Raw genomic sequence first — 24,316 nt, 5'->3', positions numbered from 1 at the left:
TCGAACGGGTGGACCTGGGACCGGGGAGGCGCGATGCGCCTCCCCGGTTCGTTTCTGCGGTTGTGAGCGAAAAGAATCGTGACGCGAAGCGGACCGCCCGGGAGCGGCTGGCGGTCGAGCGGGAGAAGCAGAAGGCGGCGGACCGGCGGCGCCGCACGCTGATCGTGGGCGCGAGCGTCGTCTGCGTACTGGGCCTCGCCGCCGTGATCGGGGTCGTCGCGGCCAACGCCGGCAAGGACAGCGGCAGCGACGCCGGGCCGGTCGTCGGCCCCTCCGGCGCCCAGGGCAAGGACGGGCTCGCCATCCCGGTCGGCAAGGCGAGCGCCCCCTCGACGCTCACGGTCTGGGAGGACTTCCGCTGCCCGGCCTGCAAGTCCTTCGAGGACGCCTACCGCTCGACGATCCACGGGCTGACCGACTCCGGCAAGCTCAAGGTGGAGTACCACCTGGCGACGATCATCGACGGCAACATGGGCGGCACCGGCTCCCGCAACGCGGCGAACGCCGCTGCCTGCGCCCAGGACGCCGGAAAGTTCGTCGAGTACCACGACGTGCTGTACCGCAACCAGCCGCCGGAGGCCGACGACGCCTTCGGGAAGAACAGCAAGCTGCTGGAGCTCGCCGCCAAGGTGGACGGCCTGGACACACCCGCCTTCCGCACCTGCGTCGAGGACGGCACGCACAACAGCTGGGTGGACAAGTCCAACGACGCCTTCAAGGCGGGCGGCTTCAGCGGCACACCCACGGTCCTGCTGAACGGCAAGAACATCTACCAGGACCAGACGATGACGCCGGCCAAGCTCAAGCAGATGGTGGAGGCGAACGCCAAGGGCTGAGCGCCCGTACGGGCACGGCCTGTTATGGACCCGTAGCCGGGCAGCCCGACATCGGTGCGGCCCGGCAGGGTAGCGTCGACCTTGCCATGGAACTTGCCTACATTCCCAGCCCGTCGCGCGGGGTGATCCACCTCGGTCCCATTCCGCTGCGCGGCTACGCCTTCTGCATCATCCTCGGTGTCTTCGTAGCCGTCTGGCTCGGCAACAAGCGCTGGATCGCCCGGGGCGGGCGCGCCGGCACGGTCGCGGACATCGCGGTCTGGGCCGTCCCGTTCGGCCTGGTCGGCGGCCGCCTCTACCACGTGATCACGGACTACGAGCTGTACTTCAGCGAGGGCCGTGACTGGGTGGACGCCTTCAAGATCTGGGAGGGCGGTCTCGGCATCTGGGGCGCGATCGCGCTCGGCGCGCTCGGCGCGTGGATCGGCTGCCGCCGCCGTGGCATCCCGCTCCCCGCGTACGCCGACGCCGTCGCCCCCGGCATCGCCCTCGCGCAGGCCCTGGGCCGCTGGGGCAACTGGTTCAACCAGGAGCTGTACGGCCGCCGCACCGACGTCCCGTGGGCGCTGGAGATCACCTCCTCCACGGACGGGCGGGTGCCGGGCACCTACCACCCGACGTTCCTGTACGAGTCGCTGTGGTGCATCGGCGTCGCCCTGCTGGTGATCTGGGCCGACCGCCGCTTCAAGATGGGGCACGGCCGGGCGTTCGCCCTGTATGTCGCCGCGTACTGCGTCGGCCGGTTCTGGGTCGAGTACATGCGGGTCGACGACGCCCACCACATCCTCGGCCTGCGGCTGAACAACTGGACCGCGCTGCTGGTCTTCCTGCTCGCCGTGCTCTACATCGTGGTCTCGGCGAAGAAGCGGCCCGGGCGTGAGGCCGTCGTCGAGCCCGGTGCGGCCGACGGCGACTCGGGCGGCGCGTCCGAGGAGAAGAAGGCGGAGACCGAGGACGGGAAGACGTCCGAGGCCGAGTCCAAGACCGAGGCCGAGTCCAAGACCGAGGCAGGGTCCAAGACCGAGGCAGGGTCCAAGACCGAGTATGAGGACGCGGTCGAGGACACGAAGGAGTCGCGCGACGAGGCGGAGTCGGCCCGCAAGGGCTGACCCCCGAACCGTCACAGCGTGCAGGGCGCCCGGTCGACCGGGCGCCCTGCACGTGTCTCAGGCGCGGCGGGCCAGGGACAGCGTCCGCCGCGCGGCCGCCACCACCGCCGCGTCCACGAACCGCCCGTCCGGCAGGGCCAGGGCCCCCTGGTCGGTCGCCGCCGCCTTCACGATCGTCTCCGCCTGCTCCAGCTCCCGCTCCGTGGGCAGATAGGCCCGTTCGATCACGGGCAGCTGCCGGGGGTGGATGGCCGCGCGGCCCAGGAAGCCGAGCGCGCGGCCGTGCGCGCAGGTCGCCGCCAGTCCCTCCAGATCGCGGATGTCCGGGTGGATGGACTGGGTGGGCGGGGGCAGCCCTGCCGCCCGCGCGGCGACGACGACGCGGGAACGGCACCAGTCGAGCCCGGCGTCGCCCCGTACGCCCAGGTCGGCCCGGAGATCCGCCTCGCCGAGCGAGATACCGCGCAGGGCCGGATGCGCGGACGCGATCGCGTGCGCCCGCTCGATGCCGAGGGCCGACTCCAGCAGCGCGTGCAGCCGGGTCGTGCCGGGCGCCGCGGCCGGGGTGGTCTCGGCGAGGTGGATGATCTGGTCGGCCGACGTCACCTTCGGCAGCCGCAGGGCGGCCAGACCGGGCAGGGCGGCCAGCGCCGCGAGGTCCCGCGCCCCCGCCGGGGTGTCCAGGGCGTTCACCCGGACGTGGACCGGCACCGGGTGCTCCGGCGCGGAGAGCAGTTCGGCCGTGGCCGCCCGGGCGTGGTCCTTGCGGTCCGGGGCCACCGCGTCCTCCAGGTCGACGATGACGACGTCGGCGCCGGACGCGAGCGCCCCGGCCACCACCCGCGGTCGGTCCCCGGGGGCGTACAGCCAGGTCAGCGGGTACGGGGTGGTCTCCGCCGGGCCGGTCACAGGGCGCCCTCCTCCCGCAGGGCCGCGAGGTCGGCGGGGGACAGGCCGAGGCCGGTGAGCACCTCGTCGGTGTCCGCGCCGTGCGGGCGGCCCGCCCAGCGGATCGCGCCGGGCGTGGCGGAGAGCCGGAAGAGGACGTTCTGCATGCGCAGCGCGCCGAGTTCGGGATCGTCGACGGTGGTCACGGTGTCGAGCGCGGCGTACTGCGGGTCCGTCATCACGTCCCGGACGTCCTGGACCGGGGCGACCGCCGCCTCCGCCTTCTCGAAGGCGGCCAGCACGTCGGCGCGGGTGTGCCGGGCGATCCAGTCGCCGACCGCCCGGTCCAGCACGTCGGCGTGCCGGGCCCGGTCCGCGCCCGTGGCGAACCACGGCTCGTCGATCAGGTCGGGGCGCCCCACGAGCCGCATCACCCGCTCGGCGATCGACTGGGCCGACGTGGAGACGGCGACCCAGGTGCCGTCGGCCGTGCGGTAGGTGTTGCGCGGGGCGTTGTTGGCGGAGCGGTTGCCGGTGCGTTCCTGGACGTAGCCGAGCTGGTCGTACCAGGTCGGCTGGGGTCCGAGGGCCAGCAGCATGGGCTCGATGAGGGCCATGTCCACGACCTGGCCCTCGCCGGTGCGCTCGCGGGCCGCGAGGGCCGTCATCACGGCGTACGCGGTGGCGAGGCCGGCGATCGAGTCGGCCAGGCCGAACGGCGGGAGCGTCGGGGGCGCGTCGGGCTCCCCGGTGAGCGCGGCGAAACCGCTCATCGCCTCGGCCAGGGTGCCGAAGCCGGGGCGGTGCGAGTACGGGCCGAACTGCCCGAAGCCGGTGACCCGGGTCAGCACCAGACGGGGGTTGGCGGCCGAGAGCTCCGGCCAGCCGAGGTCCCACTTCTCCAGGGTGCCCGGGCGGAAGTTCTCGATGACGACGTCCGCGGTGGCGGCGAGCCGCAGCAGGGTGGCGCGGCCGCCGGGCCGGGACAGGTTCAGGGTGATCGTGCGCTTGTTGCGGCCGAGGACCTTCCACCACAGTCCCACCCCGTCCTTGGCGGGGCCGTGGCCGCGCGAGGGGTCGGGCTTCTCCGGGTGCTCGACCTTGATCACCTCCGCGCCGAAGTCGCCGAGCATGGTGGCGGCGAGCGGGCCGGCGAAGAGGGTGGCCAGGTCGAGCACGCGCAGGCCGGCCAGGGGCGCCGGGGCCACCGCGGTCATGACGCGTACCGTTCGTCGATCTCGGGGCGGTACGGCATCGACACCGTGGCGCCCTCCCGCTGCACGGACAGGGCGGCCGCGCAGGACGCCCAGGTCAGCGCGTCGGGCATCAACCGTCCCTCGCCGAGCGCCACCGCGAGCGCGCCGACGAAGGTGTCGCCGGCGCCGGTGGAGTCCACGGCGGTGACCTTCGGGGCCGGGACGGTCAGCGGCTCGGCGCCCCGGGCGGCGTACAGGCTGCCGGACGCGCCCAGGGTGACGACCACCTCGGGGACCAGGCCGAGCAGGACGCCGGCCGCCTCGCGGGGGTCGGTGCGGCCGGTGAGGGCGGCGGCCTCGTGCTGGTTGGGGACGATCAGGTCGATCGCGCCGAGGAGTTCGTCCGGGAGCGGCTGCGCGGGGGACGGGGTGAGGATCGTGCGGACGCCGTGGCGGCGGGCGGCGCGGGCGCCCGCGAGCACGGCGGCCAGCGGGATCTCCAGTTGGAGCAGCAGGGTGTCGGCGTCGGCGATGACGCCCTCGTCGCCGGGGCTCAGATGGTCGAGGGTGCCGTTGGCGCCGGGGATGACGACGATCGCGTTGCCGCCCTCGTCGTCGACGACGATGTGCGCGGTGCCCGAGGGGCCCTCGACCGTGCGCAGGTCGTCGGTGTCGACGCCGGACTGTTCGAGGGCGGAGCGCAGCCGGGTGCCGTACGTGTCGTTGCCGACGGCGCCGATCATCAGCACGTCGCCGCCCGCGCGGGCCGCGGCGGTCGCCTGGTTGGCGCCCTTGCCGCCGGGGATCGTGCGGAACTCCCGGCCGGTGACGGTCTCGCCGCGCTGCGGGGCCTTCTCTACGTAGGTGACGAGGTCCATGTTCGTGCTGCCGAGCACGACGATGTCGGTCATGGGCGGGTGGCCTCCAAGGGGCTGAGGTCCGGGGCGGGGTCGTGGGCGAGGTCGTGCGTGAGCCGGGCGAGGGTGTCGAAGCCGATGCCGTCGAGGCCGCCGACGGAGGTGGCGAGACGGTTCTTCAGCGGGGCGGTCCAGTGGTCGGGCAGGGCGGCGGGGGAGCCGGCGAGGAGACCGGCGACGCTGCCCGCCGTCGCCCCGTTGGAGTCGGTGTCCCAGCCGCCGGACACGGCACGGCAGACGGAGCCGGTGAAATCGCCGTCCGCGTGGGTGAGGGCGGCGGCGATCAGGGCCGTGTTGGGGACGGCGTGGACCCAGTGGTGGTCCGGCCCGTACCGGGCGTGGAGCAGGTCGACGACCGTGTCGAAGTCCTCGTGGGTCCGGGCCAGCGCCGTCGCGTGCCCGACGGCCCGGGCCAGCCGGGACTCCGGCGGGATCACGGCGAGCCCGGCGCGCAGACAGGTGTGGACGTCCCCGGGCCCGGACGCGCCGGCCGCGCGGGCGATGACCGCCGCCGCGAACATCGCCGCGTGGACGCCGGTGGCGGTGTGCGTGAGGGTGGCGTCCCGGTGGGCCTGTTCGGCCGCGGCGCCCGGGTCGCCGGGGTGGGTCCAGCCGTGGACGTCGGCCCGGATGAGGGCGCCGATCCACTCGCGGAACGGGTTGCGGTGGCGGGCCGTGTGCGGCGGCTCGACACCGAGGAGGAGGTTGCGCAGCGCGACGCGCTCGGCTGTGAACGTACGGCCCGCGGGCAGCTCGTCCAGCCAGAGCCGGGCCACGTCCGCGGTGGTGAAGGCCCGGCCGTACCGCTGGAGCAGGAGGAGGTTCAGCAGCGGGTAGTTCAGGTCGTCGTCCTCCGGCATGCCGTCGATGTTCTCGGCGAGCGAGGTCGTGGCGGAGCGGCGGTTCCAGGGGTGGGCGGCGAGCAGGTCGGCCGGGACGCCCTTGGCCGTGAAGTAGCCGCGCAGGGGCCAGTTGCCGGTGGGCCGGGCGAGCGCCCGGATGGCGTCGAGGGGGAGCTTCTCGACCGGCTTGCCCAGCAGACAGCCGGCGGCCCGGCCCAGCCAGGCGGCCTCCAGCCGGGCCGGCGTGGTCCGGACGGGGGCGGCGGGCGGCGCCGGCCAGTGGGGGCAGAGCGCCTTGATGGCGGCGAGGCCGGTGGGCTCCCGGTCGGCGGTCCGGCTGGGCAGGTCCGCCAGTTCGTCCAGCAGGTCCTCGGCCAGCGTCCGCAGATACCGGGACGCCGGCTCCGCCGAGGCACCCGCCCGTACCGGGGCCGTACGGCCGCCCGCCGCCTCCCAGCGGGCCGCGATCCGCGCGGGCTCCCGGCCGTCCAGGGCGGCCTGCCTCAGTTCGTGGCCGAGCAGGTCCTCGGGCTGGACCCAGGTCAGTCGGAGCACGGCCGGCCCTCCAGCACCCGGAACGCCGCCTCGTGCGCCCGGCGGCGGGCCACGTCACGAGCGTGCACCTCGCGGGCCACGTCGGTCAGGACCCGCGCCGGCTCCCACAGGTCGAGGCGGCTGGCCTCCGCGACCGTCTTCGCCCACTCGTCCGGGACGGGGGAGCCGAGGGCGCCCGTCACGGCGCCCGCCATCGTCGCGATGGAGTCGCAGTCCCGGCCGTAGTTCACCGCGCCGAGCACCGCCCGGCGGTGGTCGCCGCCGGCGACCAGCACCATGGCCAGGGCGATCGGCAGCTCCTCGATCGCGTGCAGCCGGGAGGGGCGGCGGGCGCCGAGCGAGGGCCGGCGGTAGTCGGGGCCGACGGTGTCGTAGGGGGCGACCGCCTCGCGCAGCGGGACAAGCGCCGACTCGAAGTCGCTGTGGGCCGCGGCGGTCTCGCAGCACTTCTCGATGGCCTCGCGGGTGCCGTCCCGGGCGAGCGACAGGCAGGCGGCGACGACCGAGTCCGGGGTCGCGCCGGGTGCGCAGGCCGCGGCCACCGCCGCCGCGAACACGCCTGCGGCCTCCCTCCCGTACGACGACTGGTGGGCGCCCGCGACGTCCAGCGCCTCGGCGTACGCGGCCCGGGGGTCGGCCGCGTTGACCAGGCCGACCGGGGCCATGTACATCGCGGCGCCGCAGTTCACGATGTTGCCGACGCCGGCCTCGCGGGGGTCCACATGCCCGTAGTGCAGGCGGGCGACCAGCCACTTCTCCGCGAGGAAGACGCGCTGCAGGGGGAGTGCCTCGGCCTCCAGCTCCGGGATCCAGCGGGGGGTGGTCATCAGGTCCGGGACCAGGTGGTCGGCGATCGCGTACGCGTCGAGGTGGTCGCGGACGGCCGCGTAGACACGGACCAGCGCGTGCGTCATCAAGGTGTCGTCGGTGACGTGCCCGTCGCCCTTGTGGTACGGCGCGATGGGGCGTGCCGTACGCCATGCGTCGCCGTTCCAGGGGCCGACGACACCGTGCACGCGGCCGCCGTGGCGCTCCAGGATCTGGTCGGGGGAGTAGCCCTCCACCGGGCCGCCGAGGGCGTCGCCGACCGCCGCGCCCACCAGGGCGCCGGTGATCCGTTCGTCGAGACGCGGACCACTGCTTTCATCTGCTTTGGGCGTCATGCCGGAATCATCCTCCTGGTCGGTCCGGTTGTGCGGCTTCCAGGAGGTCGGCGAGTTCCACCAGGTCGGTGCCGGTGAGCCGGGGGAGAGCACAGCCGGACAGCGTGCGGCAGGTGGCGCGCCAGGCCGCCGGGACACAGGCGTCACCGCCCAGGGCGCCGGTCAGCGCGCCGGCCAGGGCCGGGGCCGAGTCCGCCACCCGGGACAGACAGGCGGCGGCCGGAACCGCCTCGGCGATACGGCCGCCCGACGCGACGGCGAGCGCGAGGGCGACCGGTACGGTCTCGGCGGCGGCGACGCCGTAGCTGTAGACGTGGTCGACGATCTGGTGCTCCAGGAGGGGGACCAGGGCGAAGGCGCCGTCGGCGGTGTGGGCGAGGTCCACGGCGTGCCGGGCGTTGCGGCCGATCTCCGTCGCGGCGGGCAGCTCGGTGAGCGCCGCCGCCACGCAGGTGCCGGTGGCCGCGCCGGTGAGGGCAAGGGACACGGCCGCCGCCATCGCCCTCGCGCCGAGGACGCCGTCTCCGTCCTGGGTGTACCGGGCGTCGAACTCGGCGAGGTCGGCGGCGCGGCGGGGGTCGCCGGGGTGGGCGACGGCCAGGACGCAGGCCCGGACGCAGGCCGCGTCGTCGAAGAAGTGCGGGTTGTCGTGGCCGGTGGCGGGCGGGCGCAGGCCGGTGGCGAGGTTGCCGAGGCCGGCGCGGACGGAGATGCGGGCGCGCAGTGGGAGGACCGCCGACTCGACCTCCGGGGCGCGGTCGGCGGCGGCGGCGACCTCGCCGGCGACGGCGTTCCAGGTGAGGTCGATCGCGGCGCGGACGCGGCGGTCGCGGCTGAGGTCGCCGAGGGCGGTGTCGTCGCCGGCCCGCAGCAGGGCCTCGGCGGTGAAGGCCGCCCATTCCGCGTCGTCGGAGGGGCCGAGGCGGAGGGGTTCGGGGGGCTGGTTGAGGGCGATCGGCACGGGGAGGGTGGTGGTGGCGTTCTGCTCGGCGAACGTCTCCAGTTCGCGGGTCAGACGGCGGGTCCAGTCCGGCATCCTGGCGGCGCGGTGCCGGGCGGCGGGCCATCCGGCGGCGTCGCCTGCGGCCAGGCCCAGGAGGAGGCCCCGGACGCGGTGCGCCGGCCGGGGGACGGCCTCGGCTTCGCCTTCGGCCGGGAGTCTCCCACCCGCACCACCCGTGCGGCTTTCCTTGTCGAGTGCGGGTGGCCCCGTCGGGGCGGATTCGCCGACGGCGGCTTCCGGTTCGGGGGGTGGAGGGAGGAGGGCGGGGCCGGCCGTGCGGATCTCGTCCGAGGGCTCGGGGTCCGGCTCGGGGGGTAGGAGGAGGTGGATGGAGTGGTGGCCCGAGCAGGTGGCGATGGCGGGGGTGGGTGGCTCCGTTGCGGCGGACTCGCCGTCGGCGGTCTCCGGCTCGAGGGGCGGGGCGAGCGGCGCGGGGTCCGTCGTGCCGCTCTCGTCCGAGGGCTCGGGGTCCGGCTCGGGGGGTGCGGGCAGGAGTGCCGCCGGTGCGGTGGCCGGGGAGGGTGAGTCTGGGTCCTGGAGGTCGGACCACGGGGTCGGGGGAGTCATCCGAGGGGCTCCTTGGTGGGGGTGAGGGCTCCGGTGATCCATTTGCGGTCGTCCCCTGGGAGCAGGAGTTCCGCCACGTCCAGCACGTGGTGGCCGGCCATCGACGGCAGGCAGCTGCCGCGGGCCGGGGCGATCGCCGCCGCCCAGTCCGGGGGGATCGCCCCCTCGCCCCGCGTGGCTCCGGCCAGCGCCCCCGCGACCGCGGCCGTCGTGTCCGCGTCGCGGCCCATGTTCACCGCGGTCAGGACCGCCTGGACGAAGTCGCCGTCGGCCGCCGCGTACGCCCCGAAGGCCAGGGCGACCGCCTCGGGGGCGAGGTCGGTCCAGGGGTAGCCGCCGATCACCACCGCGGAGCGCACCGCGCGCTCGCCCTCGTGGGCGACCGCGGCGGCCCGGCGCAGGGAACGGGCCGTCCAGGAGTCGTCCGGGACCACGGCCAGCGCCGAGGCCACCACCACCGGGGTCGGCGCTCCCGCCATCGCCGCGGCCACTCCGGCCGCCACGGCCTGGCCGCCGTAGATGCCCTCGCCGTCGTGGCTGACCGAGCCGTCGATCGCGACCAGCCGGGCCGCCTCCGCCGGGCGGCCCGCGGCGAACACCCCGAAGGGCGCCGCCCGCATGGCCAGCCCGTCGCTCCAGGCGTGCCGGTGCTGTGCGGAGATGGGGGCGGCGAGGCCGCGGCGCAGGTTCTCCAGCGTGCCCCGCTCGCTGAACCCGGCGCCCCGGAACGGCCCTTCGGCCCGGTCGGCGATCCACTCGTGCCAGGCAGCCTCGACATGGGCCGGGGTGAGGGCCGAGCCATGGCGGGCGAGCAGCAGCCCGGAGAAGATCGCGTACTCGGTGTCGTCGGTGCCGCAGGGGCTCTCGGCCACGAAGCCGGTGATCCGGCCCCACCGGGCACGGATCTCCGAGGGCTTCATGTTCTCGGCGGGAGCGCCCAGCGCGTCGCCCACCGCCAGGCCCAGCAGGGCGCCGCGGGCCCGCTCGCGGAGTTCTCCGGCGTCGCCGGGCGCCGGAACCGAGGGGATGCGGGCGATCGATGCCATACGCGGCCTCTCCTCCGGGGGTTCCGCCAGGGCGCGGAGCCCTTTGCGGATGTGTCCCACCGTCGGCGGTTGACCTGAGCCTCACCGGGGCCACTGTCACCCGGTCGATCTGTCCTCCGAGGCCCCGGCCGCACGGCGGCTTTTCGGGGAAAACCGCAGGTTAGCCCAGCCTTTCCTTGCTGGCGGGAGGGAATGGGGAGGCGTAGATTTGGTGTTGTCGAAGAGTAGAACGCGTCTAAAGAGAGCCTTACCTGACTTCCTCCGGGGGGAAACTGATGTCGATCATCGAGACCGAGGCCGCGCTGCACGAGGCGCACCGCGACAACCACACCCACCGCGATGTGAACGGCGGCTGGCTGCGCCCCGCGGTCTTCGGCGCGATGGACGGCCTGGTCTCGAACCTCGCCCTCATGACCGGTGTCGCCGGTGGCGCCGTCAGCCATCAGACCATCGTGCTCAGCGGCCTCGCGGGCCTCGCGGCCGGCGCCTTCTCCATGGCGGCCGGCGAGTACACCTCGGTCGCCTCGCAGCGCGAGCTCGTCGAGGCCGAACTGGCCGTCGAGCGGCGCGAGCTGACCAAGCACCCCAAGGACGAGGAGGCCGAGCTGGCGGCCCTCTACGAGGCCCGGGGTGTGGACGCGGACCTCGCGCGCGCCGTCGCCGAGCAGCTCTCCCGCGACCCCGAGGTGGCCCTGGAGATACACGCCCGCGAGGAACTCGGCATCGACCCCGGCGACCTGCCCTCGCCGCTGGTCGCGGCCGTGTCGTCGTTCGGGTCCTTCGCCCTCGGCGCCCTGCTGCCGGTCCTGCCGTACCTGCTCGGCGCCGCCACGCTCTGGCCGGCGGTGCTGCTCGCGCTCTTCGGGCTCTTCCTGTGCGGGGCGATCGTCGCCAAGGTCACGGCGCGCAGCTGGTGGTACAGCGGTCTGCGGCAGCTCGCCCTGGGTGGCGCGGCGGCCGGTGTGACGTACGCCCTGGGCAGTTTCTTCGGAACGGCCGTAGGATAGCGCGGCTGGAACATATGCGAGGGGCCGCATAAGTTTCCGTTACTCGTGGGTTTCGGAGGCATGACCACCGGGCATGAGCCGTAAGCATTGTGGGCAATGACGCCTGCGGTGCACGCGCGGGGTGGGCGACGACGCCCCTTCCGCCTCCCTGTGGACCGTCGGGCATGGACCTGCCCCACCCGGTCCCCCACATACTTCGAGCCACGTGCGCAAGACCCCCGCCGCAGGCCGTGGTGTCCGCATGGTGGAACGGAGTATCCCGGTTCCCGAGAGTCGTTCCATCATGTAACCTGCACGAAATTTTGCGATCACGCAGAGGGCCAACGTCGTCCCTTGCACCTGCTCCCCGGCCTTTTCCCGGGGAACCCCCAGCCAAATGACGACGACGGGAGAGCCGATGCGTACGCCGCGCCAGCCGTCCCAGCACTCCGCGAATGGCCAGAACTGGTCCTTCATGGATGCTCGCCCTGCTGCGCAGGGTATGTACGACCCCCGCGACGAGCACGACGCCTGCGGCGTCGGCTTCGTGGCCACCCTCACCGGAGAGGCGAGCCACACGCTGGTCGAGCAGGCGCTGACCGTTCTGCGCAATCTCGAGCACCGCGGCGCCACCGGCTCCGAGCCCGACTCGGGTGACGGCGCCGGCATCCTCTCCCAGGTGCCGGACGCCTTCCTGCGCGAGGTCGCCGGGTTCGAGCTCCCCGAGGCCGGCGCCTACGCCGTCGGCATCGCCTTCCTGCCGGAGGACGGGACCGAGGACGCCGTCGCGCGCATCGAGACGATCGCCGCCGAGGAGGGCCTCGACGTCCTCGGCTGGCGCGAGGTCCCGGTCGCCCCCGAGCTGCTCGGCGCCACCGCCCGCTCGACGATGCCGGCCTTCCGCCAGATCTTCGTCGCGGACGGCACCTCCACGGACATCGCCCTCGACCGCAAGGCGTTCGTCCTGCGCAAGCGCGCCGAGCGCGAGGCCGGGGTCTACTTCCCCTCGCTGTCGGCCCGCACCATCGTCTACAAGGGCATGCTGACCACCGGCCAGCTCGAGCCCTTCTTCCCGGACCTGTCCGACCGCCGCTTCGCCTCCGCGATCGCGCTCGTCCACTCGCGCTTCTCCACGAACACCTTCCCGTCGTGGCCGCTCGCGCACCCCTACCGCTTCGTCGCCCACAACGGTGAGATCAACACCGTCAAGGGCAACCGCAACTGGATGCGGGCCCGCGAGTCGCAGCTGGTCTCCGACCTGTTCGGCGACAAGGGCCTGGAGCGCGTCTTCCCGGTGTGCACCCCGGACGCCTCCGACTCCGCCTCCTTCGACGAGGTCCTGGAGCTGCTGCACCTCGGCGGCCGCTCCCTGCCGCACTCGGTGCTGATGATGATCCCGGAGGCGTGGGAGAACCACGACTCCATGGACCCGGCCCGCCGCGCCTTCTACCAGTTCCACTCCACGATGATGGAGCCCTGGGACGGCCCGGCCTGCGTCACCTTCACCGACGGCACCCAGGTCGGCGCGGTCCTCGACCGCAACGGCCTGCGCCCCGGCCGCTACTGGGTCACCGACGACGGCCTCGTCGTCCTCGGCTCCGAGGTCGGCGTCCTCGACATCGACCCCGCCAAGGTCGTCCGCAAGGGCCGCCTCCAGCCGGGCCGGATGTTCCTCGTCGACACCGCCGAGCACCGCATCATCGAGGACGACGAGATCAAGGCGTCCCTCGCCGGCGAGCAGCCGTACGCGGAGTGGCTGGAGGCCGGCGAGATCGAGCTGTCGGACCTGCCCGAGCGTGAGCACATCGTGCACACCCACGCCTCGGTCACCCGCCGCCAGCAGACCTTCGGCTACACCGAGGAAGAGCTGCGCATCATCCTCGCGCCGATGGCGAAGGCCGGCGCGGAGCCGATCGGCTCGATGGGCACCGACTCGCCGATCGCCGCGCTGAGCGACCGCCCCCGGCTGCTCTTCGACTACTTCACCCAGCTGTTCGCGCAGGTCACCAACCCGCCGCTGGACGCCATCCGCGAGGAGCTCGTCACCTCGCTGCGCTCCTCGCTGGGCCCGCAGGGCAACCTGCTGGAGCCGACCGCCGCCTCCTGTCGCTCGGTCACCCTGCCCTTCCCGGTGATCGACAACGACGAGCTGGCCAAGCTCATCCACATCAACGCCGACGGCGACATGCCCGGCTTCAAGGCCGCGACCCTCTCCGGCCTGTACCGGGTCTCCGGCGGCGGCGACGCCCTCGCCGCGCGCATCGAGGAGATCTGCACCGAGGCCGACGCCGCCATCGAGAACGGCGCCCGGCTGATCGTCCTGTCGGACCGCCACTCCGACGCCGAGCACGCGCCGATCCCGTCGCTGCTGCTCACCGCGGCCGTCCACCACCACCTCATCCGCACCAAGCAGCGCACCCACGTGGGCCTGCTGGTCGAGGCCGGCGACGTCCGCGAGGTCCACCACGTCGCCCTGCTCATCGGCTACGGCGCCGCCGCGGTCAACCCGTACCTGGCCATGGAGTCCGTCGAGGACCTGGTCCGCGCCGGCACCTTCCTGCCCGGCATCGAGGCCGAGCAGGCCATCCGGAACCTGATCTACGCCCTCGGCAAGGGCGTGCTGAAGGTCATGTCCAAGATGGGCATCTCCACCGTCGCCTCCTACCGCGGCGCCCAGGTCTTCGAGGCCGTCGGTCTCGAGGAGGCGTTCGTCGAGAAGTACTTCAACGGCACCACCAGCAAGATCGGCGGCGTCGGCATCGACGTCGTCGCCAAGGAGGTCGCCGCCCGGCACGCCAAGGCCTACCCGGCCTCCGGCATCGCCCCGGCGCACCGCGCCCTGGAGATCGGCGGCGAGTACCAGTGGCGCCGCGAGGGCGAGCCGCACCTGTTCGACCCGGAGACCGTCTTCCGCCTCCAGCACTCCACGCGCACCGGCCGCTACGACATCTTCAAGAAGTACACGGCCCGTGTGAACGAGCAGTCCGAGCGCCTGATGACGCTGCGCGGCCTGTTCGGCTTCAAGTCCGACCGCCCCTCGATCCCCGTCGAGGAGGTCGAGCCGGTCAGCGAGATCGTCAAGCGCTTCTCCACCGGCGCCATGTCGTACGGCTCCATCTCCAAGGAGGCGCACGAGACCCTCGCCATCGCCATGAACCAGCTGGGCGGCAAGTCCAACACCGGTGAGGGCGGCGAGGACCCGGACCGTCTGTACGACCCGGCGCGCCGGTCGTCCATCAAGCAGGTCGCCTCCGGCCGCTTCGGTGTGACGAGCGAGTACCTGGTCAACGCCGACGACATCCAGATCAAGATGGCCCAGGGCGCCAAGCCCGGCGAGGGCGGCCAGCTGCCCGGCCACAAGGTCTACCCGTGGGTCGCGAAGACGCGTCACTCGACGCCGGGCGTGGGCCTCATCTCCCCGCCGCCGCACCACGACATCTACTCCATCGAGGATCTCGCCCAGCTGATCCACGACCTGAAGAACGCCAACCCGAAGGCCCGCATCCACGTCAAGCTGGTCTCCGAGGTCGGCGTCGGCACGGTCGCGGCCGGTGTGTCCAAGGCGCACGCGGACGTCGTCCTCATCTCCGGCCACGACGGCGGCACCGGTGCCTCCCCGCTGACCTCGCTGAAGCACGCGGGCGGCCCCTGGGAGCTCGGCCTCGCCGAGACCCAGCAGACCCTGCTGCTCAACGGCCTGCGCGACCGGATCGTCGTCCAGACGGACGGCCAGCTGAAGACCGGCCGTGACGTCGTCATCGCCGCGCTGCTCGGCGCCGAGGAGTTCGGTTTCGCGACCGCGCCGCTCGTCGTCTCCGGCTGCGTCATGATGCGCGTCTGCCACCTGGACACCTGCCCGGTCGGCATCGCCACCCAGAACCCGGTGCTGCGCGACCGCTTCTCCGGCAAGGCCGAGTACATCGTCAACTTCTTCCGGTACATCGCCGAAGAGGTCCGCGAGCTCCTCGCCGAGCTGGGCTTCCGCTCCATCGAGGAGGCCGTCGGCCACGCCGAGGCGCTCGACGTGACCCGCGCGGTCGACCACTGGAAGGCGCAGGGCCTCGACCTGGAGCCGCTGTTCCACGTGCCCGACCTGCCGGCCGGCGCGGTGCGCCACCAGCTGGTCGAGCAGGACCACGGCCTGGAGAAGGCGCTCGACAACGAGCTCATCAAGCTCGCCGCCGACGCCCTCGCCGCCGAGTCCGCGAACGACGCCCAGCCCGTGCGCGCCCAGGTCAAGGTCCGCAACATCAACCGCACGGTCGGCACCATGCTCGGCCACGAGGTGACGAAGAAGTTCGGTGGCGCGGGCCTGCCCGACGACACCATCGACATCACCTTCACCGGTTCCGCGGGCCAGTCCTTCGGCGCCTTCCTCCCGCGCGGTGTCACGCTGCGCCTGGAGGGCGACGCCAACGACTACGTCGGCAAGGGCCTGTCCGGCGGGCGCATCGTGGTCCGGCCCGACCGGGCCGCCGACCACCTCGCCGAGTACTCGACGATCGCGGGCAACACGATCGCGTACGGCGCGACCGGCGGCGAGCTGTTCCTGCGCGGCCGGACCGGCGAGCGGTTCTGCGTCCGCAACTCCGGCGCGCTGGTCGTCTCCGAGGGCGTGGGCGACCACGGCTGCGAGTACATGACCGGCGGTCACGCGGTGGTCCTCGGCGAGACGGGCCGCAACTTCGCGGCCGGCATGTCCGGTGGCGTGGCCTACGTGATCGACCTCGACCGGGACAACGTCAACGTCGGCAACGTGGGCGCCGTCGAGGCGCTCGACGAGGCCGACAAGCAGTGGCTGCACGACGTCGTGCGCCGCCACCAGGAGGAGACCGGGTCCACGGTCGCCGAGAAGCTCCTCGCCGAGTGGGACACCGCGGTGGACCGCTTCAGCAAGATCATCCCCAGCACGTACAAGGCAGTGCTCGCCGCCAAGGACGCCGCCGAGCGAGCCGGTCTCACCGAGACCGAGATCACCGAGAAGATGATGGAGGCGGCGACCAATGGCTGATCCCAAGGGCTTTCTCAACCACGGGCGCGAGGTCGCCAAGTCCCGCCCCGTCGACGTGCGGCTGAAGGACTGGAACGAGGTCTACGTCCCCGGCTCCCTGCTGCCGATCATCAGCAAGCAGGCCAGCCGGTGCATGGACTGCGGCATCCCGTTCTGCCACAACGGCTGTCCGCTCGGGAACCTCATCCCGGAGTGGAACGACTACGCCTACCGCGAGGACTGGGCGGCCGCCCAGGAGCGGCTGCACGCGACCAACAACTTCCCGGAGTTCACCGGTCGCCTCTGCCCCGCGCCCTGCGAGTCGGCGTGCGTGCTCGGCATCAACCAGCCGCCGGTCACCATCAAGAACGTCGAGGTCTCGATCATCGACAAGGCGTGGGAGACTGGGGACGTCGTCCCGCAGATCCCGGAGCGCCTGTCCGGCAAGACCGTCGCCGTCATCGGCTCGGGCCCGGCGGGTCTTGCCGCCGCCCAGCAGCTGACCCGGGCCGGCCACACCGTGGCCGTGTACGAGCGCGCCGACCGCATCGGCGGCCTGCTGCGCTACGGCATCCCCGAGTTCAAGATGGAGAAGCGGCACATCAACCGCCGTATCGAGCAGATGCGCGCGGAGGGCACCCGCTTCCGCACCGGCGTCGAGATCGGCCGTGACCTCAAGGCGACCGACCTGAAGAAGCGGTACGACGCCGTCGTCATCGCCGCCGGCGCCACCACCGCCCGTGACCTGCCCGTCCCCGGCCGCGAGCTGAAGGGCGTCCACCAGGCGATGGAGTACCTGCCGCTGGCGAACAAGGTCCAGGAGGGCGACTACGTCACCTCCCCGATCTCCGCCGAGGGCAAGCACGTCGTCGTCATCGGCGGCGGCGACACCGGCGCCGACTGCGTGGGCACCGCCCACCGCCAGGGCGCGGCCTCGGTGACGCAGCTGGAGATCATGCCCCGCCCGAACGACGAGCGGAACAACGTCACCCAGCCGTGGCCGACGTTCCCGATGCTGTACAAGGTGACGTCCGCGCACGAGGAGGGCGGCGAGCGGGTCTACGCCGTCTCCACCACCCACTTCGAGGGCGACGAGGACGGCAACGTCCAGTGGCTGCACCTCACCGAGGTCGAGTTCGTCGACGGCAAGCTGACCCAGAAGCCGGGCACGGAGCGCAAGATCCCCGCCCAGCTGGTCACCCTCGCGATGGGCTTCACCGGCACCGACCGGGAGAACGGCCTGGTCGAGCAGTTCGGCCTGGAGCTCGACGAGCGCGGCAACATCGCCCGCGACGCCGACTTCCAGACCAACGTGCCCGGTGTGTTCGTCGCCGGTGACGCGGGCCGCGGTCAGTCGCTCATCGTGTGGGCGATCGCCGAGGGCCGCTCGGCCGCCCGCGGCTGCGACCGCTTCCTGACCGGCGCCAGCGAGCTGCCGGCCCCGATCCGCCCGACGGACCGCGCCCTGGCGGTCTGATCCCGCGGATCATCCGAGAACGTCCCGTACAACGGCGTACGGGCGGGAAATCCGGGGGCTTCCCCCGGACCCCCCGAGACGGCGTCTGCCTCGTCCCCGACCGGACGAACGGGCAGGCGCCGTCGGCATGCCCGGGGCCGTTCGGACAGCCCGGGACGCCCGTCTACGGCAGGTGGTACGTCTCCCCGTACACCTTCCACCTCAGCGGCGGCTTCAGCTCGAGGTTGCCGTCGTAGAGGAACTGCCGCTGGGCGGTGTCGATGCGGCTGGTGTCGATGCCGGGGCGCTTGTCCTTCATGGCCTCGCGGCGGATGTCCAGGAAGATGTCCAGGTACTCCTTCTCGGAGCCGCCCTGGGCGGGGGTGTCCGCCTCGCGCTGGGCGCGTTCGCGCAGCACGTAGAAGCCGTCGTCGTCGATGCCGGGGCCGTGGAAGACCATCGCGTCGTAGTAGATGAACTGGCCGAGGGTCCCCAGCCCGTCGAGCTTGGCGAGGCGCACCGCGGGCTCGAAGTAGGAGCGGTCGCGTTCGTCGAGCTGCGCCTGCTGGAACGCGGGCTTGCGGGCCTCCGCCTTCCACGCCTCGGTGAAGCCGGGGTCCAGGCCCTCGTGCGAGTCGGTGCCGTCGACGGCGCGCAGCGCGGGCAGGTACTTCGCGAGCCCGTTGTCCGGGTGGTCGGCGGTGTAGCGCTCGACCAGGATCCGCAGGTCGTTCGTGCCGGTGCAGAAGCCGATGATGCCCGCCGTGTAGCCCTGGCCGTCGCCGATGTCCTCGATGTAGCCGAAGGTGTCACGCCAGTTCAGGGTGGAGTTCTCGGCGCTGGACACCAGTTGCTGGGCCAGCGTCTTCGTGGCCGGGGCGGCGAGGCCGGGCGGCTGGTCCGCGATCAGCTCGTCGTCCGCCGACCGCTCCTTCTCCGCGCGGGACTTGGCGTCCTGCCGGGCCGCCTCCTGGGCGCTGACGGTCGGGGAGGCCGGGCTGTCGGCGGAGTCGGTGGGCATGAGGAAGTACGCCGCCGCGGTGAGCGCCAGCGGCGCCGCCGCGAAGATCAGGATGCCGGAACGCTTCACTGGGGTATTCCTCCACCGGTCAGCTCGGAGACCTTGGCGAAGGCGGCCACGGCCAGCAGGACGAGGACGCCCGCGCACGCGGCCGCCTGGATCAGGGTCTGGCGCGGTCCGCGCGGGGCGTAGGCGAGGGCGGCGGTCACCGCCGCGCCGGTCAGCAGTCCGCCGAGGTGCCCCTGCCAGGAGGTCAGACCCGCGGACAGCAGCATCCACAGCAGCAGGAACACCATGAACCGGTTGACGGAGCGCATGTCCGCGCCGATCCGGCGGGCCAGCACGTAGTAGGCGGCGCCCAGTCCGAAGATCGCGCCGGACGCGCCCAGCGACTCCGTGTTCACGTCGGTCAGCAGCAGCTCGAAGACCGAGCCGCCGAGCGTCGCCAGCAGGTACAGCGCGACGAACCGCAGCCGCCCCAGCATGGGCTCCACGACCCGGCCGAGCTGCCACAGCGCGAGCATGTTCAGCACGATGTGCAGCAGCCCGAAGGTGCCCTCCGTCGGCGGCAGGTGGAGGAAGCCGCTGGTGAGCAACCGCTCCCACTCCCCGGCGACCAGGCCGGACGGCTCGAAGCCGGGCGGGTGCCCGGGCTGGTAGACGTAGAAGGCGCCGTCCGGCCCGGTCAGGCGGGCGGACACCATCGCGAACCGGTCGACCAGCTCCGGGCGGGCCAGCTCGGCCAGGTAGGCGACCAGGTTCAGGCCGATCAGGACCGAGGTCACCAGCGGCGTGCTCGTGATCCGTCCGCCGACGAGCGTACGGGCCTGCCGGACCGAGCGCGCCCCCTCCTTCACGCACTCCACGCACTGGTGCCCGACGGCCGCCTCCCGCATACAGGACGGGCAGATGTAGCGCTCGCAGCGCGTGCAGCGCACATGGGACTCCACCTTGGGGTGGCGGTAGCACGTCGTGACGGCTGCGTCGGTGGACTCGGGCTCCACTGCCGGCTCCCTGGAGGATTCGAATGAACGGTGAGCCGATGGGGACGGCGGCGAACAAAATATCGAACCCCGGTGCCGAAATCGAATGCCGGTGCAGAACGGACGGGGGGAGCGGGACGGGTGTGGCGTAGGGTCGGGCCGCCGGGGCGCCGTACGAGGGGGCAGGGGACATGGCCGCGATCAGTCTGAGCAAGGTGGAGGAGACCGCGCCCGCGCTGGTGGGCCCGTACCGCAGCGCCGGGGTGTCGCTCCGCAAGCACGGACTGGACGGGACGCGGGCCGCCGTCTACCTGGTGGTGGACTACTCCGGGTCGATGAAGCCGTTCTACAAGGACGGCAGTGTGCAGGCCCTGGCCGACCGGGTGCTTGGGCTCTCGGCCCACCTGGACGACGACGGCAGGGTCCCGGTCGTCTTCTTCTCCACGGACGTCGACGCCGTCACCGAGATCGCGCTGGAGACCCACCGGGGCCGGATCGAGCGGATCGTGTCCGGGCTCGGGCACATGGGCAGGACCAGCTACCACCTGGCCATGGACGCCGTCATCGACCACTATCTGGACAGCGGGTCGAGGGAGCCGGCCCTGGTCGTCTTCCAGACCGACGGCGGGCCCATCAACCGGCTCGCCGCCGAGCGCTACCTGTGCAAGGCGGCGCGGCTCCCGCTGTTCTGGCAGTTCGTCGGGTTCGGCGACCGGGGGAGCAAGCAGTTCGACTTCCTGCGCCGGCTCGACGACCTCCCGGTGCCGGACCAGCGGATCGTCGACAACGCCGGCTTCTTCCACGCCGGCCCGGACCCGTCGGCGATGCCGGACGACGAGCTGTACGACCGTCTCGTCGGGGAGTTCCCAAGGTGGCTGGGGGCGGCGCGGGCGCGGGGCATCGTGCCCTCCGCCTGACGCCGTCCGGAGCTCACCGCAGGCGCGCGCCCCGCAGCACCGGCCCGCACCCGGATGACCGAGGACGTCTTCGCCGAGGCCAAGGCGGGGGAGACGGCACGGAGACTGCTCCGGGAGGCGACACCGCCGCGCCGCGTGTACGGGACCCGACCGCGCACGTCCCCGTCAGGTGTCGCACTCCAGCACCGTCCGGCACAGCCCGCACCGGGCGCGGATCCGACCCCGCACCGGCACCCGGATCCGCTGCCGGCACGTCGGGCACGGGAACGACACCCTGAGCGGCTCCCCGCCCTCCGGGGTGAACGCGTACGGCACCCCCGGCCGCTCCCCGCCCTCCCCGTGCTCCCGCGCGCGGCGCCGGTCATGGGCGTAGCGCCTGCGGCCCGCCCAGCCCGCGGCCGTCAGCGGAGGCTGCCGCGCGTCCTCACGCGCCCGCTCCATGCCCTTGCCGTACGCCGTGTACGCCTGCGGGCTGGTGAACCACACCGACGGGTCCTCACCGAACAGCAGCGACCGCTTGGCGAGGACGTACCCGAACTCCTCCGGCGTCAGATAGCCCAGCTTCTGCGAGGAGACGGCGTCCTCCCGGTAGGCGTCCAGCAGCAGCCAGCCCGCGCCCAGGTACGTGCTCACCGTGTCCGTCAGGATCTCGTTGTCCCGGGTGCCGGGGAACGACAGGTCCAGCCGGTGCAGATACACATGGGTCACCTCGTGCGCCAGCGCCGCCCCGATGTCCCGCCGATGCGTACGGAAGCGGTCGTTCAGCTCGACGAAGTACTCGGGGCCCGCCGTCAGTTCGACGTTCGCCGCGTGCCCCATCTCCCGGAACCCCACGACCAGGCGCGCGTCCGGCAACCGGAAGTGCCGCACCAGCTCGCGCGCCACCCGCTGCGCCCCCAGATGCAGATCGTCGACGTCGCCGAACGCCACGTCCGCGGGCGCCACGCTGGCCCCGAAGGTCCGCACGGTGTCGTACGACAGACGCCGGTACAGCGCGGTGATCGACGCCCGCACCGTCTCCAGATGCGGAAAGCCGTGCTCGACCGGTCCGCCGTTCGCCACGCCGCACCCCCAGGACGTCTCGAACCCGATTCCACTCTACGGGGAGGTGAGGGGGATTTCCCCGCCGCGGTTCCACCGCCCCGGCGTGAGATCCGTCCTTGCCACACCACCTGGCCGATCTTCATACTGCGGGCCGCTCAACACGCCATGAAAGGACGTATGTTGACCCAGAGCCCGCCGAGAAGAACCGGCATATCCCTGGCCACCCGAGCCGCGGCGGTGGGCGCCGTCGCGCTCGCGGTCGCCTCGCTGCAGCCCCTCACCGCGCACGCCGACACCCCGTCCACCCGCGTCGTCGGTGGGACGACCGCCGCGCAGAACGAGTTCCCGTTCATGGTCCACCTCTCCATGGGCTGCGGCGGGGCGCTCTACAAGAAGGACGTCGTCCTCACCGCCGCCCACTGCATGGACCGCTCCGGCCCGAACACCGGCATCACCGTCACCGCCGGCGTCAACGACCTGACCTCCTCCTCCGCGATCAAGGTCAAGTCGACCAAGGTCAAGGTGGCCACCGGCTACGACGGCACCGGCAAGGACTGGGCGCTGATCAAGCTGGCCCGGCCGATCGACAGGCCGACGCTGAAGATCGCCACCACGGACCGCTACAACCGCGGCATGTTCACGATCGCCGGATGGGGTGACATGAAGGAGGGGGCCAACACGGGCACGACCAAGCTCCGCAAGGCCACCGTCCCCTTCGTCGCGGACCGCACCTGCAAGCGCCACTACGGCAACCGGCTGGTGTCGAAGGAGGAACTGTGCGCCGGCTGGCAGTCCGGCGGCATCGACACCTGCCAGGGCGACTCCGGCGGCCCCATGTTCCGCAAGGACGACGCCGGCAAGTGGATCCAGGTCGGCATCGTCAGCTGGGGCGACGGCTGCGCCCGCACGGGTGTGCCCGGCGTCTACACGGAGGTCAGCCACTTCGCCAAGGACATCGCCCGCGCGGCGGACGCCCTCTAGGCGGGCCCCTCACACGGGGCGCAGGAGCGGACCGGGAGCGGCGGGGTCCGCGCCCTCCAGCTCCAGCAGCCACACGTCGTTGACGCCCTCCCGCAGGACCGGCCCGGGTACGTACAGCGCGCTCTGGGGGCCCGCCGACCAGTAGCGGCCCAGGCAGAAGCCGTCGACCCACACGAACCCGCGGGTCCACCCGGGCAGTTCCAGCCGGGCGTCACCGGCGCCCCGCACCACGACGGTGCCCCGGTACAGCCCCGGGGCACCGTCCCCGGGCACACCGCCCGACGCCACCTCCCGCACCGCCCCGACGGCGTCCAGCGCCTCCAGCCGCAGCCCCCGCGCGCGGACGCCGTGCAGATACTGCCGTTCGTGCAGGACGCCCCCGGTGATCCCCTTGGCCTCGCCCAGCCGCGGCCCGTAGTTCACCCGCCCCAGCGACTCCACCCACAGCTCCACGCGGGCGTGCCCCGCGACGGGCTCCTCCAGGACCGCCTCCTCCTCGGTCAGCACCCCGGCCCGCACCCCGTCGACGTACACCACGGCCAGGTCCCGCAGCCCGCGCACCGACAGCGGATACGGCCGCCTGGGCCCCGGCACGTCCAGCGCGTACCGCACCAGGCCCCGCTCGACGCCCAGGTCCTCGAACGACGGCGGCACCGGCGCCCGCACCTCCGGACCGCCCAGCGCCTCCATGACGTCCGTCAGGGACGCCCAGCCCACCCACTCCGTCCCAGCCGTGGTACCCAACGCCGGGGGCCGGGGCGGCAGTTCGGGCGGCGGGCCGTCCGCGTACCCGGCGAGGACCTCACGGAACGCCCAGAACTTCGGCGTCGGCCGGCCCTGTTCGTCCACGGGCGCGTCGTAGTCGTACGACGTCACGTCCGGCTCCAGCGGGCCGTCGTGCAGCGCGCCACCCCGATTGGCGCCCGCCCAGCCGGCGAAACTCGTGCCGCCGTGCGCCATGTACAGGTTCACCGACGCCCCGCACTCCAGGATCTCCCGCAGCACCGCCGCCGCCTCCCCGGGCTCCCGCACGGTGTGCCGGCCGCCCCAGTGGTCGAACCAGCCGCACCAGAACTCCATGCACATCAGCGGGCCGTCCGGCCGGTACCGGCGCAGCGCCTCGAACGCCTCCCGCGCGTGGGAGCCGAAGTTCACGGTGGCGAGCACCCCGGGCAGGGTGCCACCGGACAGCATGTGGTCCTCCGGGCCGTCGGAAGTGAACAGCGGCACCGTCACCCCCACGTCCCGCAACACGCGGGCCAGTCGCCGCAGATACCCCGCGTCCGAGCCGTAACTGCCGTACTCGTTCTCCACCTGCACCATCAGCACGGGGCCGCCCCGGTCGATCTGCCGGGGCATGATCTCCTGCGCCAGCCGCCCGAACCAGTCCGCCACCCGCCGCAGATACCGCCCGTCACCCGTACGCGCGCGTGCCCCCGCCTCGGCCGTCAGCCACGACGGCAGCCCGCCGTTCTCCCACTCGGCGCAGATGTACGGCCCCGGCCGCACGATGGCCCACAGCCCCGCCTCCCGCGCCGCGTCCAGGAACCGTCCGAGCGCCGCCACGTCCCGGAAGCGGCCCGGCTCCGGCTCGTGCCGGTTCCACGGCACGTACGTCTCCACGCAGTTCAGCCCCATCGCCCGGAGCATCGCCAGCCGGTGCCCCCAGTGCCCCTCGTGCACCCGGAAGTAGTGCAGCGCGCCCGACAGCAGCCGCAGCGGCCGCCCGTCCAGCAGAAAGCAGTCGTCCCCGACCCGGAAGTCGCTCATGCCGCCACCCTCACCCCTGGCGGTCACCCGGGTCCATGGACAAAGA

Annotated in this window: 17 protein-coding genes and 1 pseudogene; 7 read left to right on the top strand and 11 right to left on the bottom strand. The window is 73.0% G+C overall.

All coding sequences use genetic code 11. The features are described from left to right. The first annotated feature begins 62 nt into the window (after window positions 1–62). Together ACFV46_RS21305 and lgt are read left to right on the top strand one after the other, a co-directional pair. On the top strand, window positions 63–836 hold the full coding sequence (locus ACFV46_RS21305) for a thioredoxin domain-containing protein (RefSeq protein ID WP_361930135.1): 774 nt from the start codon (window positions 63–65) through the stop codon (window positions 834–836). Window positions 837–922: 86 nt separating this feature from the next. Next, a pseudogene (lgt, locus tag ACFV46_RS21300) lies at window positions 923–1,763 on the top strand (prolipoprotein diacylglyceryl transferase); the annotation flags it as partial. 239 nt (window positions 1,764–2,002) lie between these two features. Here lgt and ACFV46_RS21295 read toward each other — a convergent pair. Genes ACFV46_RS21295 through ACFV46_RS21265 form a run of 7 tightly spaced genes read right to left on the bottom strand, consistent with a single transcriptional unit; the run spans window position 2,003 to window position 10,122 of the window. Beyond that, window positions 2,003–2,854 (bottom strand): HpcH/HpaI aldolase/citrate lyase family protein, encoded by an 852-nt coding sequence (locus ACFV46_RS21295; protein WP_376728026.1) that lies wholly within the window; start codon window positions 2,852–2,854, stop codon window positions 2,003–2,005. Next, window positions 2,851–4,050, bottom strand: coding sequence for a CaiB/BaiF CoA transferase family protein (locus ACFV46_RS21290; RefSeq protein ID WP_385499233.1), 1,200 nt, complete (start codon window positions 4,048–4,050; stop codon window positions 2,851–2,853). The genes ACFV46_RS21295 and ACFV46_RS21290 overlap by 4 nt, the downstream gene beginning before the upstream one ends. Further along, complete coding sequence (rbsK, locus tag ACFV46_RS21285) at window positions 4,047–4,940, bottom strand: ribokinase (RefSeq protein ID WP_385499230.1); 894 nt, start codon at window positions 4,938–4,940, stop codon at window positions 4,047–4,049. The genes ACFV46_RS21290 and rbsK overlap by 4 nt, the downstream gene beginning before the upstream one ends. Further along, window positions 4,937–6,343 carry an ADP-ribosylglycohydrolase family protein gene (locus ACFV46_RS21280; RefSeq protein ID WP_385499228.1) on the bottom strand — a complete coding sequence of 469 codons (1,407 nt, stop codon included), beginning with the start codon at window positions 6,341–6,343 and terminating at the stop codon, window positions 4,937–4,939. Before ACFV46_RS21280 ends, rbsK begins: the two co-directional genes overlap by 4 nt. After that, on the bottom strand, window positions 6,331–7,506 hold the full coding sequence (locus tag ACFV46_RS21275) for an ADP-ribosylglycohydrolase family protein (protein ID WP_376728024.1): 1,176 nt from the start codon (window positions 7,504–7,506) through the stop codon (window positions 6,331–6,333). The genes ACFV46_RS21280 and ACFV46_RS21275 overlap by 13 nt, the downstream gene beginning before the upstream one ends. 7 nt (window positions 7,507–7,513) lie before the next feature. Next, a complete protein-coding gene (locus ACFV46_RS21270; RefSeq protein WP_385499225.1) occupies window positions 7,514–9,076 on the bottom strand; it encodes an ADP-ribosylglycohydrolase family protein in 1,563 nt (520 codons plus the stop codon). Further along, window positions 9,073–10,122, bottom strand: a complete 1,050-nt coding sequence (locus tag ACFV46_RS21265) for an ADP-ribosylglycohydrolase family protein (RefSeq protein WP_385499224.1) — start codon at window positions 10,120–10,122, stop codon at window positions 9,073–9,075. Before ACFV46_RS21265 ends, ACFV46_RS21270 begins: the two co-directional genes overlap by 4 nt. 275 nt (window positions 10,123–10,397) lie before the next feature. On the opposite strand from ACFV46_RS21265, the gene ACFV46_RS21260 reads away from it, so the two are divergent. The 3 genes from ACFV46_RS21260 to ACFV46_RS21250 all read left to right on the top strand — a co-directional run bounded on the left by ACFV46_RS21260 (window position 10,398) and on the right by ACFV46_RS21250 (window position 17,575). Next, window positions 10,398–11,129 (top strand): VIT1/CCC1 transporter family protein, encoded by a 732-nt coding sequence (locus ACFV46_RS21260; RefSeq protein WP_361930113.1) that lies wholly within the window; start codon window positions 10,398–10,400, stop codon window positions 11,127–11,129. Window positions 11,130–11,526: 397 nt separating this feature from the next. Then, window positions 11,527–16,119 (top strand): glutamate synthase large subunit, encoded by a 4,593-nt coding sequence (gene gltB, locus ACFV46_RS21255; RefSeq protein ID WP_376728031.1) that lies wholly within the window; start codon window positions 11,527–11,529, stop codon window positions 16,117–16,119. Further along, entirely contained in the window at window positions 16,112–17,575 is a 1,464-nt protein-coding gene (locus ACFV46_RS21250; protein WP_385499221.1) for a glutamate synthase subunit beta, read from the top strand. Before gltB ends, ACFV46_RS21250 begins: the two co-directional genes overlap by 8 nt. A 163-nt stretch (window positions 17,576–17,738) precedes the next feature. Here ACFV46_RS21250 and ACFV46_RS21245 read toward each other — a convergent pair whose 3' ends face one another. Together ACFV46_RS21245 and ACFV46_RS21240 are read right to left on the bottom strand one after the other, a co-directional pair. Continuing rightward, window positions 17,739–18,644, bottom strand: a complete 906-nt coding sequence (locus tag ACFV46_RS21245) for a chitosanase (RefSeq protein ID WP_376728020.1) — start codon at window positions 18,642–18,644, stop codon at window positions 17,739–17,741. Beyond that, window positions 18,641–19,579 (bottom strand): rhomboid family intramembrane serine protease, encoded by a 939-nt coding sequence (locus tag ACFV46_RS21240; RefSeq protein ID WP_361930104.1) that lies wholly within the window; start codon window positions 19,577–19,579, stop codon window positions 18,641–18,643. Before ACFV46_RS21240 ends, ACFV46_RS21245 begins: the two co-directional genes overlap by 4 nt. 170 nt (window positions 19,580–19,749) lie before the next feature. Between ACFV46_RS21240 and ACFV46_RS21235 the strand changes: the two genes are divergently transcribed. Beyond that, a complete protein-coding gene (locus ACFV46_RS21235; protein ID WP_385499219.1) occupies window positions 19,750–20,475 on the top strand; it encodes a vWA domain-containing protein in 726 nt (241 codons plus the stop codon). A gap of 165 nt (window positions 20,476–20,640) precedes the next feature. Here the strand turns inward: ACFV46_RS21235 and ACFV46_RS21230 are convergent, their stop codons facing one another. Further along, window positions 20,641–21,537, bottom strand: a complete 897-nt coding sequence (locus ACFV46_RS21230) for a hypothetical protein (RefSeq protein ID WP_361930099.1) — start codon at window positions 21,535–21,537, stop codon at window positions 20,641–20,643. A 159-nt stretch (window positions 21,538–21,696) separates the two neighbouring features. Here ACFV46_RS21230 and ACFV46_RS21225 point away from each other — a divergent pair, with 159 nt between their 5' ends. Beyond that, window positions 21,697–22,500: a S1 family peptidase gene (locus ACFV46_RS21225; protein WP_385499217.1), complete on the top strand. Its 804-nt coding sequence runs from the start codon at window positions 21,697–21,699 to the stop codon at window positions 22,498–22,500. 9 nt (window positions 22,501–22,509) lie between these two features. On the opposite strand, the gene ACFV46_RS21220 is transcribed toward ACFV46_RS21225, so the two are convergent. Next, the gene (locus ACFV46_RS21220; RefSeq protein ID WP_385499215.1) at window positions 22,510–24,270 is read right to left on the bottom strand and encodes a beta-galactosidase family protein; all 1,761 of its coding nucleotides are present in this window, start codon (window positions 24,268–24,270) and stop codon (window positions 22,510–22,512) included. Between the last annotated feature and the right edge of the window lie 46 nt (window positions 24,271–24,316).

Origin of the sequence: Streptomyces sp. NPDC059852, from assembly GCF_042731455.1 — a bacterium.
Taxonomy (GTDB): Bacteria; Actinomycetota; Actinomycetes; order Streptomycetales; family Streptomycetaceae; genus Streptomyces.
Note: the sequence above shows the minus strand (reverse complement) of the source record. Positions and strands in the feature narration are given on the sequence as shown.

Excerpts from the sequence above, each read along its gene's own strand:
- ACFV46_RS21290 (WP_385499233.1), bottom strand. The coding sequence starts at position 4,050 with ATGACCGCGGTGGCCCCGGCGCCCCTGGCCGGCCTGCGCGTGCTCGAC.
- rbsK (WP_385499230.1), bottom strand. The coding sequence starts at position 4,940 with ATGACCGACATCGTCGTGCTCGGCAGCACGAACATGGACCTCGTCACC.
- ACFV46_RS21275 (WP_376728024.1), bottom strand. The coding sequence starts at position 7,506 with ATGACGCCCAAAGCAGATGAAAGCAGTGGTCCGCGTCTCGACGAACGG.
- ACFV46_RS21270 (WP_385499225.1), bottom strand. The coding sequence starts at position 9,076 with ATGACTCCCCCGACCCCGTGGTCCGACCTCCAGGACCCAGACTCACCC.
- ACFV46_RS21265 (WP_385499224.1), bottom strand. The coding sequence starts at position 10,122 with ATGGCATCGATCGCCCGCATCCCCTCGGTTCCGGCGCCCGGCGACGCC.
- ACFV46_RS21260 (WP_361930113.1), top strand. The coding sequence starts at position 10,398 with ATGTCGATCATCGAGACCGAGGCCGCGCTGCACGAGGCGCACCGCGAC.
- gltB (WP_376728031.1), top strand. The coding sequence starts at position 11,527 with ATGCGTACGCCGCGCCAGCCGTCCCAGCACTCCGCGAATGGCCAGAAC.
- ACFV46_RS21250 (WP_385499221.1), top strand. The coding sequence starts at position 16,112 with ATGGCTGATCCCAAGGGCTTTCTCAACCACGGGCGCGAGGTCGCCAAG.
- ACFV46_RS21235 (WP_385499219.1), top strand. The coding sequence starts at position 19,750 with ATGGCCGCGATCAGTCTGAGCAAGGTGGAGGAGACCGCGCCCGCGCTG.
- ACFV46_RS21225 (WP_385499217.1), top strand. The coding sequence starts at position 21,697 with ATGTTGACCCAGAGCCCGCCGAGAAGAACCGGCATATCCCTGGCCACC.
- ACFV46_RS21220 (WP_385499215.1), bottom strand. The coding sequence starts at position 24,270 with ATGAGCGACTTCCGGGTCGGGGACGACTGCTTTCTGCTGGACGGGCGG.